Here is a 12,223-nt window from a genome sequence, read left to right on the forward strand (position 1 = left end):
ATGCAATCCCTTTTCTGGTGGGCTGCGTTTACATTTGCCGCTATCTGGGCTCAGAAGGTGGTACCCGGGGTGGATTTTCTGGCTCCGGGAATACTGCTGTGCATACAGATGGACAAACGGACCCACGTCTTCTGGCTGATACTGGTCTGGTCCCTTATTCAGGACGGAATCGGCGGCCTGCCTTTCGGTTATTCTATTGTCTGGTATCTTTCCATACTGGCCCTTTATCGTGGCGGGGAAATGTTCTTTGACGTGCACTCAATGATGTTCGCGCTGCTGTGCGGCTGCCTGCTCGGGCTGCTGCATCCGGGGCTGACTGCCATGATGTCCATGCTGGCGGATATGGTTTTCGTCCCGGACAGGTATATCTACGAAGGTATTGTTCAGGCTGTTGTTTTTCCGGTGGAGTGGCTGCTGTTGAAGTATATTTATCCGGCAGGGTTCAGACATGAGCCTGTATGAGTCAAAGAAACAGGAGCCTCCCAAAAACGGCCTGCTGCTTCTGCAGGGGCTGATTCTGCTGCTCTTCTGCATTTTTGCACTGCGTTTCTGGTATCTCCAGATCCATAAGGGCGAGTATTTTTCCGAACAGGCCCGCAATAACCAGCTTCGTCAGGACAGCCTTTACGCCCCGCGCGGATTGATCAGGGACCGTTCCGGAAAGCTGCTGGCAGTCAACGAGCCCGCCTATGCACTGGGAATCGTCCGTGAGGACTGCAAGGACCTTGAGGGAACCCTCAGGACCGTCTCCGAATGGACCGGCGTGGAGTTAGAATCCATCAGAAAAATATTCAAGAAATCCAGACGCAGGGTCAAACCTTTTGAACCGCTCATCCTTGTTCCCAATCTGACTTTTGAGCAGGTGGCCGTGATCGAGGCCAATGCCCTGCACTGGCCCGGTCTTGAGGTGGTGGTACGTCCTCGCCGCAAGTATATTCAGGGCCCTCTCCTGTCCCACGTGCTCGGTTATGTGGCCGAAGTGGATGAAGATGAACTTGAAAAGGATTCCGGTCTTGATGTCGGCGATTATGTGGGCAAGCAGGGGCTGGAATTCGTGCTGGAAAAGCGGTTCAGGGGCGTCAAGGGACGCCGTCAGGGAGAGGTGGACGCAACCGGGCGCAGACTCAAGGAGCGGGTGCTGACTCCTCCCGTTGCCGGTGAGGATATAGACCTTTCCATTGATCTTGACCTGCAGGAACTCGGGGGAAAGCTGCTTGAAGGGCAGTCTGGTGCTGTGCTGGTCATGGACCCGGATAACGGTCAGATTCTCGCTTTTGTAAGTTCCCCTTCCTACGATAACAACGCATTTACCGCCGGGTTGAGCAAGAAGCAATGGCTCGCTCTGCGCGATGATCCTCGTACTCCTCTTCAGAACAGGGTGATCCAGTCTGTATATCCTCCGGGGTCGGTCTTCAAGATGACCGTAGCCGGAGCCGGTCTGCATTACGGAATGATTACTCCTGAGGACACGGTCTATTGTCCCGGCTACACCACGCTGGGCAAGTATACTTTTCGCTGCTGGAAAAAAGGCGGGCACGGAGAAACTAACCTTGAGAAGTCGCTGGTTGAGTCCTGCGACGTCTATTATTACAAGCTCGGCATGAAGCTTGGGGTGGACAAACTCAGTGAATTTGCCCGTCAGGCAGGCTACGGGGAGGTTACGGGTATTGCCCTGCCTCACGAAAAATCCGGACTGATTCCTACCCGCCAGTGGAAGAAGAAACGCTTCGGTGATATCTGGCATCCCGGTGAAAACCTGAACTTTTCCATCGGACAGGGCTACACCTTAGTTACTCCGCTGCAGGTGGCACGATCCATTTCTGCCATCATCAACGGAGGACGACTGCTGCGTCCGCAGCTTATTGCCGGTGAACCAGCCGAGGAGCAGGGACTTCTTCCCCTTACCGATGCCCAACGGGAGATTCTCCGCTCAGCCATGATAAAAACAGTTGAGGGAGATCACGGTACGGCCAGAAGGCTGCGCATGAAGGGTGTGACCATCGGCGGAAAGACCGGAACCGCACAGGTGGTCAAGCTGACCGACGAGCTGAAAAAGATGAAGGATGAGGATATCCCCTATAAGTACCGGGATCATGCCTGGATGGCCAGTTTTGCCGAGAAGGGGGCCAAAAGGTACGTGGTCGTCTGCATGGTGGAGCACGGCCTGCATGGTGGGTCCGGTGCCGGTCCGGTGGTGAAGGCTATTTATGATTATATTTTTTCAGAACATAAGGACAAACCGTAAATGTCGCCCGTAGATAGAAGACTGCTGATTCACATGAACTGGTTTCTGCTTGCGCTGGCGGCCCTGCTTTTCTTCGTGGGGGTGCTCAACCTGTATTCTGCAAGCGGGTTCAGGCTTGAGGAGGGGATGAGTGTAAGCTCTTTCTATCAGAAACAGCTTATCTGGGGGATTTTAGGATTCTCCGGGATGATCATGTTCATGATCTTTGATTACAGGCATCTGCAGACCATTGCCTGGCCCCTGTTTCTGGTCACCGTGCTCCTGCTGGCGGCAGTTCCAGTTGTCGGCAAAACCATTTACGGCGCAAGACGCTGGCTCGATCTGGGTTTTTTCAATTTTCAGCCCAGTGAAATGGCCAAGATTACAATTCTAATCATCGGGGCTAAAATCCTTTCGCGCAGCAGCGATCCGCTGAACATCAGGAACCTCGCTTCGGTGATCAGCGTTGGTATAATCCCGGCGGGAATGGTCATCATCCAGCCTGATCTCGGCTCCGGGCTCAACATCCTGCTCATTCTCGGAGGGATGATCCTGTACCGCGGATTAACACCCAAGCTTTTCAAGACCCTGGCCATTCTGGGGCCCTGTTTAATCCCGGTGGGCTGGCTTTTCCTGCATGATTATCAGAAACGGAGAATTATTTCATTCATGAATCCGGCAAGTGATCCTCTCGGGTCGGGTTATCATATCATCCAGTCGGAGATCGCCATCGGATCCGGAGAGATCTGGGGCAAGGGTTTTCTGGGCGGAACGCAGTCTCAGTTGCGTTTTCTGCCCGAAAAGCACACCGACTTCGCCATTGCTGTGTTCGGAGAGGAGTGGGGCTTTGTCGGAGCCATGGCGCTGCTCACCATGTTCTGCGTATTTCTCTACCAGATGGTGGTGACTGCAAGGGAGGCAAAAGACCTGTTCGGAAGCTATCTTGCGGCAGGCGTATTCTTTTATTTCTTCTGGCAAATCCTGATCAATATGGGTATGGTCCTCGGACTAATGCCCGTAGTGGGAATTCCTTTACCATTCATCAGTTACGGTGGCAGCGGCACCGTGGTCAATTTGTGCCTCGTGGGACTCGTTTTGAACGTGTCCATGAGGCGGTATGTTTTTAAACAGGGGTAATAAAGCCGTATGTTCGGATTTTCAAATAACGGCTCAGGGGAGAAAGGAGCTAAGATGGCAAGAGACGAAATAAATGCTTTTTTGGGCAGCGGAACTGATTACCAGGGCAAGCTCAACTTCCAGGGCGCAGTCCGTATTGACGGTAATTTCAGCGGAGAAGTGGAGTCCGAAGGGACTCTGGTGGTCGGGAAGGAAGCGCGCGTTGAAGGCGTGCTCCGCGTCGGCCAGCTGGTTCTCAGCGGCAAGGTGACCGGGGAGGTCTTTGCCAGAGAGAAAGTTGTTCTCCACAAGACAGCAAATCTGCAGGGCAATCTGATTACGCCGGTGCTGGTGGTGGAAGAGGGAGCCGTTCTTGAAGGACGTGTGACCATGGGTTCCACTGCTTCTCAGGCAACTGAAACACAAGATCAAGAAATTAGTTAAAAAAATAACAAGCCAGTGTTTACGGGGGTTGATAAGGGAGAAGTAGTCAGTTCAAATCGAAAAACCCTTTGACACAACCTTTAAAATTAGCTAAACCGCGACTGACTTTGGACAAAAATTCACAACCTTTTCGGGAGCAGGCATGATTGATTTAGATATTAGCTTTTTTATCCAGTTAGCGAACTTCATCATCACCCTTCTTGTTCTCAACCTTCTCATGTTCCGTCCTATTCGCGAAATTATTCGCAAGCGTGCGGAACTCATGAGCGACCAGCTCGCCAAAGTGGAAAATTTCACCGGTCTGGCCGACACCAAGGTTAAGGATTACGAAGCTGCTCTGGACGGTGCCCGCAAAAAGGGCATGGAAATCCGGAATGACTTCAAAGAACAGGGCGCCTCTCAGGAACATACTCTGCTCGCAGAAGCCGGAAAAGTTGCAGCCGCAACTATGAAGGAAGCACGTGCAGAAGTTGCAGCCGACAAGGGTGCAGCAATGAAAGTTCTTGATGGCGAAGTTGAAGCTTTTGCTCAGAAGGTTACAGCCAAGGTTCTTGGCTAGGCCTAATCAATATCGAAGGGGGGTTTAGCCTTGAAGCGGAAAAACATGATCATGGCAACAGCCGCTCTTACCGTTCTGCTGGCAGCAGGTGCAGCCTATGCTAGCGGCGGAGAGGGGGCTCACGAGATTCCCTGGGCAAACTTCGGTTGGCGTGTACTTAACCTTATTCTCGTCTTCGCGATTCTTTACAAGTTCGCCGGTGAAAAAATCGCCGGTCTCTTCAAAGGTCGCCAGGCAGGCATCAGACAGGAGCTTAACGATCTGCAGTCCCGCAAGGAAGCTGCTGAGAAGAAGCTGCGTGATGTAGAAACAAGTATTGCCAATCTGGAGCAGGAAAAGGAATCCATCCTTTCCGAAGCCAGGGCTCAGGGCGAGGCCATGAAGGCAGCGATTATCCAGAAGGCGGAGCAGACTGCAGAGCAGATCAAAGCTCAGGCCAAGGTCTCCGCTGAACAGGAAGTCAATATTGCCCTCGACGAAATGCGTGCAGAAATGGCTGATAAAGTCATCGAAGCCGCTGAGAAGATCGTCAAGAGCAAGCTGACCAAAGCTCAGCATGAGAATCTTGTGGATGAATACTTAACAAAGGTGGTGCTCAATTGACCGGGAACATAGTCTCACGCAGATACGCCAAGGCGTTGTTCTCTGTTGGCCAGAAGCAGGGCGATAGCGAACTCGCGGCGTTTGGTAAGGCACTGTCCGAGTTGTCCCAGATCCTGGAAGATTCCCCGGAGGCCCTGAGGCTCTTCCAGAATCCTGTTTTCAGTGCGGATGAAAAGAAAGCCGTGCTCGCAAAACTGCTTGAGAAGACCTCGGCAGGACCTGTGGTGAAAAACTTTTGCAGCCTTTTGGCCGACAAGGGACGTCTCCCGGCTCTTCCTGCTATCGCCAGCGATTTTGCAGGAATGCTGGATAAAGTCCAGGGTGTCGTCCGTGGCAAGCTTGTGACAGCGATTAAACTGGCCGCAAAGCGGCAGAGCGATATCAAGATCAAACTCGAAGAACAGCTTCAGTGCAAACTTGAGCTCGACTTCGGGGTGGACAAAGACATCCTCGGCGGTGTTGTCCTCACTGTTGGTGACAAGGTTCTTGATGCCAGCATTCGCGCACAGCTGCAAATGATGAAAGAACAGATTAAAAGGGGTGTATAGGGCCATGCAGATTAAAGCGGAAGAAATCAGCAAAATCATTGAAGATCAGATTCAGAATTATGAGTCTAAGGTCGAGATGAGCGAAACCGGTACCGTACTGTACGTTGGTGACGGTATTGCTCGTGTTCATGGTGTTGAGAACGCAATGGCTATGGAACTTCTTGAGTTCCCCGGCGGCCTGATGGGCATGGTTCTCAACCTCGAAGAAGATAACGTCGGTGTTGCTCTCCTCGGTGACGATACCGCTCTTAAAGAAGGCGATCCGGTTAAACGTACCGGCAAGCTCTTCTCCGTACCCGTTGGTCCCGCAGTTATGGGCCGCGTTGTTAACCCTCTGGGTCAGCCCATCGACGGTCTCGGACCCATTGATGCGGAAGAAGAACGCCCCGTTGAGCTCAAGGCTCCCGGTATCATCGCCCGTAAATCCGTACATGAGCCCATGTACACCGGTCTTAAGGCTATCGACGCCATGACCCCCATCGGACGCGGACAGCGCGAACTGGTTATCGGTGACCGTCAGGTCGGTAAAACCGCTATCTGCGTTGACGCTATCCTCGCTCAGAAAGATTCCGGTATCCACTGCTTCTACGTAGCTATCGGTCAGAAAAAGGCTTCCGTTGCTCTGGTAGCCGACATTCTCCGCAAGCACGGTGCAATGGAATACACCACCATCATTTCTGCAACCGCTTCCGAGCCCGCACCTCTGCAGTTCATTTCTGCTTACACCGGTGCAACCATGGCAGAATACTACCGTGACGGCGGCAAGCACGCTCTCATCGCATACGATGACCTTTCCAAACAGGCTGTTGCATACAGACAGATGTCCCTCCTGCTGCGTCGTCCTCCGGGACGTGAAGCATACCCCGGTGACGTTTTCTACCTGCACTCACGCCTCCTTGAGCGTTCTTGTAAGGTAAATGATAGCCTCGGCGCAGGTTCCCTGACCGCTCTGCCTATCATCGAAACTCAGGCCGGTGACGTATCCGCATACATTCCTACCAACGTTATTTCCATTACCGATGGTCAGGTTTACCTTGAGCCCAACCTCTTCAACTCCGGTATCCGCCCTGCGATCAACGTAGGTCTCTCCGTATCCCGAGTTGGTGGTGCCGCTCAGATTAAAGCAATGAAGCAGGTTGCCGGTACTCTGCGTCTTGACCTCGCTCAGTACCGCGAACTGGCAGCTTTCGCAGCTTTCGGTTCCGACCTCGATAAGGCCACCCAGCAGAAGCTGAACCGCGGTGCCCGCATGGTTGAGCTTCTCAAGCAGCCTCAGTACAAGCCCATGAACGTAATGCAGCAGGTTGTATCCCTGTACGCCGGTACCCGCGGCTACATGGACGAAGTTCCTGTTACCGCAGTACGCAAGTTCGAAGAAGATCTTCAGGAATTCATCGCGAATGCTAAGCCTGAAATTCTGGAAGGCATCAAGACCAAAGGTGCTCTTGACGCAGATCTCGAGGGACAGCTGAAGGCCGCTCTGGAAGAGTTCAAAAAAGGTTTCACAGCTTAATCCTGGGAGGTACTGATGGCTTCTCTTAGGGATGTCCAGAATCAGATAGTCAGTATTAAGAAGACTAAGCAGATCACCAAAGCCATGAACATGGTTGCTTCCGCGAAACTTCGCGGTGCACAGGGCCGGATCGAACGCTTCCGCCCTTACGCAGACAAGTTCTATGAAATGCTCGGTGACCTCGCAGCGGGAGCGGATTCTTCCGTCCACCCTCTGCTTGAAGTCCACGAAGAGATCAAGACCGTAGGCATCGTGCTTACCACCTCTGATCGCGGACTCTGCGGCAGCTTCAATGCTAACATGATAAATAAGGCCCTTAAACTGGCCGCGGAAAAAAAGGCTGAAGGCAAGGCCGTCAAGTTCTACTGCGTGGGCAAGAAAGGCCGTGACGCAGTAAGGAAGTCCGAGTACGAAATCGCTGAGTCCTATGCGGACGAAATGAGCTCCTTCGACTTCACTCTGGCAAGCTCCGTCGGTAACAAGATTATTGACGCCTATCTTGCTGAAGAACTGGACGAAGTTTATCTTGTTTTCGGAAAGTTCATTAGCGTAGGTGTTCAGCAAGCCACCGCTCTTCCCCTGCTGCCCATCGTCTCCGACGATGCAGAAGGTGAGGACTCCGGTTCTTCCGCTGAATACATTTATGAACCTTCCGTAGAAGGCCTTCTCGCAGAGCTCCTGCCCCGTTTTGTTAATGTTCAGGTTTATCGCGGACTGCTGGATACCTCCTGCAGCGAGCACGCAGCTCGTATGAGCGCGATGGATAACGCATCCCGGGCATGTGATGACATGACCGAAACACTGACTCTTCTTTACAACAAAACCAGGCAGGCCGCTATTACTGCGGATCTTATGGACATTGTCGGCGGCGCAGAAGCGCTGAAAGGATAATATAGGGGGTTACTCTGATGAGTAAAGTTATAGGCAAAATTGTTCAGGTTATCGGCGCGGTTGTTGACGTCGAATTTCCTGAAGGGCAATTGCCCAACATTCTGACTGCTGTCGAAATCGACAACCCGAACAACGCAGACGCACCTGACCTGGTGTGTGAGGTTGCTCAGCACCTCGGTGACAACGTTGTTCGTACCATCGCTATGGACGCTACCGAAGGTCTCGTCCGCGGCATGGATGTAGTTGCAACCGGTAAAGCTATCTCCGTACCTGTTGGTAACGGCGTACTTGGTCGTATCCTCAACGTTGTGGGTCGTCCCGTTGACGAACTCGGCCCCATCGATTGTAAAGAAGAACTGCCCATTCACCGTGCAGCTCCCGAGTTCACCGAGCAGTCCACCAAAGTTGAACTGCTGGAAACCGGTATCAAGGTTGTTGACCTTCTCGTACCCTTCCCCAAGGGTGGTAAAATGGGCCTCTTCGGCGGCGCAGGTGTTGGTAAAACCGTTATTCTGATGGAAATGATCAACAACATCGCCAAGCAGCACGGTGGTAAGTCCTGCTTCGCTGGTGTTGGTGAGCGTACCCGTGAAGGTAACGACCTCTACCACGAAATGAAGGACGCAGGCGTTCTTGAGAAATCCGCCCTCGTGTACGGCCAGATGAACGAGCCTCCGGGAGCACGTGCACGTGTTGCTCTGACCGCTCTGACCATCGCTGAATACTTCCGTGATGTTGAAGGTGAAGACGTTCTTCTGTTCGTTGACAACATCTTCCGCTTCACCCAGGCCGGTTCCGAAGTATCCGCACTTCTCGGACGTATGCCTTCTGCGGTTGGTTACCAGCCTACTCTGGGTACCGACCTCGGTGGTCTCCAGGAACGTATTACCTCCACCAACAAAGGTTCCATTACCTCTGTTCAGGCTGTTTACGTACCTGCTGACGACCTTACCGACCCCGCACCGGCAACCACCTTCTCTCACCTTGACGGTACTCTGGTTCTTTCCCGTCAGATTGCAGAGCTTGGTATCTACCCTGCGGTTGACCCCCTGGACTCCACTTCCCGTATTCTCGACCCCAACACCCTGGGTACCGAGCACTACACCACTGCACGTGAAGTTCAGATGGTTCTGCAGAAATACAAAGACCTCCAGGACATCATCGCCATTCTCGGTATGGATGAACTGTCCGACGAAGATAAACTCACCGTTGCTCGCGCTCGCCGCATCCAGCGTTTCCTCTCTCAGCCCTTCCACGTAGCTGAAGTATTCACCGGTACCCCCGGCGTATACGTAAAGCTCGAGGACACCGTACGCGGCTTCAGAGGCATCCTCGACGGTAAGTACGATGACATGGCTGAAAACTCTTTCTACATGGTAGGCGGAATCGAAGAAGCCATCGAAAAAGAGAAAAACAAATAGCATAGGACGCGATTATGGCTAGTAAGCTCCTTTTGGAAATCGTTACTCCTGATCGCAAGGTCCTTTCCCAGGAAGTCGACTATGTCGGCGCACCGGGAATTGAGGGTGAGTTTGGTATTATGGCCAATCACATACCCTTTCTTTCGGCTCTTGGCGTAGGCAACCTCTACTATAAAGAAGGTGCCAAAACTCACTACATCTTTGTTTCCGGCGGCTTTGCCGAAGTAGGAAACAATAAAGTGACCATTCTCGCCGAAGTTGCTGAAAAGGCCGTTGAGATCGACATCGCTCGGGCTCAAAAAGCTCAGGAAAAAGCGAAGGCTCGTTTGGCTAAAGCACAGGATCGCATCGAATCTGCTCGCGCGCAGGCGGCTCTTCAGAGAGCACTTGCTCGTCTCAGCTGCAAAGATGCGGCCCAGAAGGCCGGGACTACCACTCACTAGAGCTTAGTTTCAGCCTTAAAGCCCCATGGCTATCTTGGAGCAGACTGTTTTTACAGTCTGCTCCTTTTTTTGTCTGGGGCTGTTCTGTTTGACAGCACGGTGCTTCTTCGGAAAGTCAGCTTTTGATACGGTCAGACTGCATTGCTCTGTGGAGCAGGATTATTTTTTAAGACAACAATGCCCTTTGCTGATAATGGGCAAGTATCCCGCTGAAAATTCAGAAAAAATAAATAGAGGTTTTTTTTGTTACGCATTTACTCAGGAGCGGCAAACTGTTAACAAGTCTCAAGTAATAAACATGGAGATTGGTTGATATGGTCAATTCATTTGCCTGTGCCCTGGTTCTCGCCGGGGGAAAAGGTACCCGCATGCACTCCGATAAGCCGAAGGTGCTTAAGACGCTTCTGGGCGAGTCCATGCTATACTATGTCTTTAGCGCTCTGGTTCCGAGCCTGGGTGAGGATATTTTCACCATCGTCGGTTTTGGTGCGGAGCATGTTGAAAAAGCTTTTCCTGAGATGAAGGACCGTTTTGTCCTTCAGGCCGAACAGCTTGGTACCGGACATGCTCTTCAGATGGGCTGGGAAAGGATCAAGGAAAGCGGGCGGGAGTACTGCCTTGTGATAAATGGGGATACTCCGCTGATCAGCGCTGATTATGTCGGAGATTTTCTGAATTCCGTTGACCGGGATCGTCCGGATATATCCTTCATAACCATTACCCCTAATGATCCCTGCCAGTTCGGGCGGGTTACTCGCGACCAGAACGGGAAAGTCACAGCCATTGTTGAGGCGAAAGATTACGACGTAGCCCTACACGGTCCCGCTTCCGGAGAAGTCAATGCCGGCATTTACTGCCTGAAAATAGACTCGGTCGAATCCCTGCTTAGCAGACTCAACAACAATAATAAGAGCGGCGAGTATTATATTACAGATTTAGTTGACCTCGCCGTTGATTGTGGCATGAACGTGACGGCTGTAAATTGCGGTAATTCCATAGATCTCATGGGGATAAATAGTCCGTATGAGCTTGCTCAGGCGGAATCGGCTCTGCGCAGGCGTATGGCTGAAAAGCTGCTGAATTCCGGCGTCACTCTCTACAACTGGGAGTCGGTTGTGGTCGGCCCCAATGTGTCAATTGAGCCCGGGGTAGAGATAACAGGCCCTTGCGAAATTTATGGAAAAACTGTAGTCCGCCGTGGTGCTGTTATTGAATCACATGTGCGCATTCTGGACAGTGTCATCGCCGAAGAAGCCCACATCAAGGCATACAGCCATCTGGAACAGGCTGATGTCGGCCCTGAATGCATGGTGGGGCCGTACGGAAGACTGCGCCCAGGGGCCGTGCTGAAGAAAGGGGCCAAAATAGGCAATTTCGTTGAGATGAAAAAGGCTGTATTGGGCGAAGGTGCCAAGGCCAGCCATCTTACTTACCTCGGTGACAGTGAAATCGGGGCAGGCACGAATATCGGTGCAGGTACTATCACCTGTAATTATGACGGCAAGAACAAACATAAAACGGTAATCGGTGAAGATGCGTTCATCGGCAGCAACACTGCGCTGGTTGCGCCGGTCAATATTGGCAGGGGCACATTGATCGGTGCCGGATCAACAATCACTAAGGATGTAAAGGACGGGGAGCTTGCTGTTGCCAGAGGCCGGCAGGTCAACATTCCCCGGACTTTCAAGAAGTCTTGATTTTGTAAAGAGAAGGTATTAGGGTAGGACTATGGAAATAATCGCTCAACTGGAAGAACGTTTCGATAAGATGTTGCAGAAAATCAAACAGCTTGAAGAAGAAAATGCATTTCTCCTTGAAGAGCTGGAACAGGAGAAACAGCGCAAGGACGAAGTCCGCAGTCGCATTGAAGTTCTCCTGAACAAGGTTGAAGGCACTCTCGAGTAAGGTTTTATTGCCGTCCTCTGTTTTCGGGGGACGGCTTCAGATAAAATTTTAGAGGATGATGGTAGTCAGACTGCATGCCCCGATATACACTGCCTGTTCTCGGTCTTGAGATTTCCTTTAAGACCGATGCGGATAAAGAAAGAATTGAAGCCGCGAAAGACGTTCTCGAAGAGAGATTCAGCGAGCTGTCACGGGGCGGTCAGGACGTAAGCAAGGAAAAACTGCTTACCTGTCTGGCACTTAGTCTTGCCGACGATTACCTTGAACTCAGTCGCAAGCTCGAAACGATGGAAGAGAAAATTAACGCGCTGTTAGAGAAGTGATAAACGGTGCATTGCGCCGAGTTTTAAGATATACTGAATTTCCCTGGGGAGTACGTGATTGCCCTATGGCTTTTGAACCAATATAGAAAGTAAGGGAGCAAGTATCGCCGGAGTGGTGTGCATGCCCGGTATAACCGGGAAGCCTGAAACTCCGGGTACAGCGCCCACCTGTTAGACCCGGTTCTAACAAATACGGCAACACGGCATCTCCGGGGTTCCCCGGCGGGAACCAG

The 12,223-nt window shown here is 52.0% G+C and carries 14 protein-coding genes and 1 other RNA gene; all 15 read left to right on the top strand.

Features of this window, described 5'->3' with window-relative positions; translation table 11 throughout:
* Complete coding sequence (locus N7E73_RS10435) at window positions 1-462, top strand: hypothetical protein (RefSeq protein WP_432734629.1); 462 nt, start codon at window positions 1-3, stop codon at window positions 460-462.
* Window positions 449-2,245 carry a penicillin-binding protein 2 gene (gene mrdA, locus N7E73_RS10440; protein WP_432734630.1) on the top strand — a complete coding sequence of 599 codons (1,797 nt, stop codon included), beginning with the start codon at window positions 449-451 and terminating at the stop codon, window positions 2,243-2,245. The genes N7E73_RS10435 and mrdA overlap by 14 nt, the downstream gene beginning before the upstream one ends.
* Window positions 2,246-3,361, top strand: coding sequence for a rod shape-determining protein RodA (gene rodA, locus N7E73_RS10445; RefSeq protein WP_432734631.1), 1,116 nt, complete (start codon window positions 2,246-2,248; stop codon window positions 3,359-3,361). It begins immediately after the preceding gene.
* Window positions 3,362-3,415: 54 nt separating this feature from the next.
* Entirely contained in the window at window positions 3,416-3,784 is a 369-nt protein-coding gene (locus tag N7E73_RS10450) for a bactofilin family protein (protein ID WP_432734632.1), read from the top strand.
* 142 nt (window positions 3,785-3,926) lie between these two features.
* Complete coding sequence (locus tag N7E73_RS10455; RefSeq protein WP_432734633.1) at window positions 3,927-4,343, top strand: ATP synthase F0 subunit B; 417 nt, start codon at window positions 3,927-3,929, stop codon at window positions 4,341-4,343.
* A gap of 45 nt (window positions 4,344-4,388) precedes the next feature.
* Entirely contained in the window at window positions 4,389-4,946 is a 558-nt protein-coding gene (gene atpF, locus N7E73_RS10460) for a F0F1 ATP synthase subunit B (RefSeq protein WP_432738861.1), read from the top strand.
* Window positions 4,943-5,494: an ATP synthase F1 subunit delta gene (gene atpH / locus N7E73_RS10465; RefSeq protein ID WP_432734634.1), complete on the top strand. Its 552-nt coding sequence runs from the start codon at window positions 4,943-4,945 to the stop codon at window positions 5,492-5,494. Before atpF ends, atpH begins: the two co-directional genes overlap by 4 nt.
* Before the next feature lie 4 nt (window positions 5,495-5,498).
* Entirely contained in the window at window positions 5,499-7,007 is a 1,509-nt protein-coding gene (gene atpA / locus N7E73_RS10470; RefSeq protein ID WP_432734635.1) for a F0F1 ATP synthase subunit alpha, read from the top strand.
* Window positions 7,008-7,022: 15 nt separating this feature from the next.
* The gene (locus tag N7E73_RS10475; protein WP_432734636.1) at window positions 7,023-7,898 is read left to right on the top strand and encodes a F0F1 ATP synthase subunit gamma; all 876 of its coding nucleotides are present in this window, start codon (window positions 7,023-7,025) and stop codon (window positions 7,896-7,898) included.
* A 17-nt stretch (window positions 7,899-7,915) separates the two neighbouring features.
* Window positions 7,916-9,319: a F0F1 ATP synthase subunit beta gene (atpD, locus tag N7E73_RS10480; protein ID WP_432734637.1), complete on the top strand. Its 1,404-nt coding sequence runs from the start codon at window positions 7,916-7,918 to the stop codon at window positions 9,317-9,319.
* A 14-nt stretch (window positions 9,320-9,333) separates the two neighbouring features.
* On the top strand, window positions 9,334-9,762 hold the full coding sequence (locus tag N7E73_RS10485; RefSeq protein WP_432734638.1) for a F0F1 ATP synthase subunit epsilon: 429 nt from the start codon (window positions 9,334-9,336) through the stop codon (window positions 9,760-9,762).
* 314 nt (window positions 9,763-10,076) lie between these two features.
* Window positions 10,077-11,459: a bifunctional UDP-N-acetylglucosamine diphosphorylase/glucosamine-1-phosphate N-acetyltransferase GlmU gene (gene glmU, locus N7E73_RS10490; RefSeq protein WP_432734639.1), complete on the top strand. Its 1,383-nt coding sequence runs from the start codon at window positions 10,077-10,079 to the stop codon at window positions 11,457-11,459.
* A 31-nt stretch (window positions 11,460-11,490) separates the two neighbouring features.
* A complete protein-coding gene (locus N7E73_RS10495) occupies window positions 11,491-11,667 on the top strand; it encodes a hypothetical protein (protein ID WP_432734640.1) in 177 nt (58 codons plus the stop codon).
* A 74-nt stretch (window positions 11,668-11,741) separates the two neighbouring features.
* Window positions 11,742-11,990 (top strand): cell division protein ZapA, encoded by a 249-nt coding sequence (locus N7E73_RS10500; protein WP_432734641.1) that lies wholly within the window; start codon window positions 11,742-11,744, stop codon window positions 11,988-11,990.
* A gap of 37 nt (window positions 11,991-12,027) precedes the next feature.
* Window positions 12,028-12,210, top strand: a non-coding RNA gene (gene ssrS, locus N7E73_RS10505) — 6S RNA.
* The last annotated feature ends 13 nt before the right edge of the window (window positions 12,211-12,223 follow it).

The sequence above is a fragment of the Maridesulfovibrio sp. FT414 genome (assembly GCF_050916235.1).
GTDB lineage: Bacteria > Desulfobacterota > Desulfovibrionia > Desulfovibrionales > Desulfovibrionaceae > Maridesulfovibrio.

What these genes read in the sequence shown, in the direction of transcription:
- N7E73_RS10435 (WP_432734629.1), top strand. Translation starts at nt 1, where the DNA reads ATGCAATCCCTTTTCTGGTGGGCTGCGTTTACATTTGCCGCTATCTGG.
- mrdA (WP_432734630.1), top strand. Translation starts at nt 449, where the DNA reads ATGAGCCTGTATGAGTCAAAGAAACAGGAGCCTCCCAAAAACGGCCTG.
- rodA (WP_432734631.1), top strand. Translation starts at nt 2,246, where the DNA reads ATGTCGCCCGTAGATAGAAGACTGCTGATTCACATGAACTGGTTTCTG.
- N7E73_RS10450 (WP_432734632.1), top strand. Translation starts at nt 3,416, where the DNA reads ATGGCAAGAGACGAAATAAATGCTTTTTTGGGCAGCGGAACTGATTAC.
- N7E73_RS10455 (WP_432734633.1), top strand. Translation starts at nt 3,927, where the DNA reads ATGATTGATTTAGATATTAGCTTTTTTATCCAGTTAGCGAACTTCATC.
- atpF (WP_432738861.1), top strand. Translation starts at nt 4,389, where the DNA reads ATGATCATGGCAACAGCCGCTCTTACCGTTCTGCTGGCAGCAGGTGCA.
- atpA (WP_432734635.1), top strand. Translation starts at nt 5,499, where the DNA reads ATGCAGATTAAAGCGGAAGAAATCAGCAAAATCATTGAAGATCAGATT.
- N7E73_RS10475 (WP_432734636.1), top strand. Translation starts at nt 7,023, where the DNA reads ATGGCTTCTCTTAGGGATGTCCAGAATCAGATAGTCAGTATTAAGAAG.
- atpD (WP_432734637.1), top strand. Translation starts at nt 7,916, where the DNA reads ATGAGTAAAGTTATAGGCAAAATTGTTCAGGTTATCGGCGCGGTTGTT.
- N7E73_RS10485 (WP_432734638.1), top strand. Translation starts at nt 9,334, where the DNA reads ATGGCTAGTAAGCTCCTTTTGGAAATCGTTACTCCTGATCGCAAGGTC.
- glmU (WP_432734639.1), top strand. Translation starts at nt 10,077, where the DNA reads ATGGTCAATTCATTTGCCTGTGCCCTGGTTCTCGCCGGGGGAAAAGGT.
- N7E73_RS10495 (WP_432734640.1), top strand. Translation starts at nt 11,491, where the DNA reads ATGGAAATAATCGCTCAACTGGAAGAACGTTTCGATAAGATGTTGCAG.
- N7E73_RS10500 (WP_432734641.1), top strand. Translation starts at nt 11,742, where the DNA reads ATGCCCCGATATACACTGCCTGTTCTCGGTCTTGAGATTTCCTTTAAG.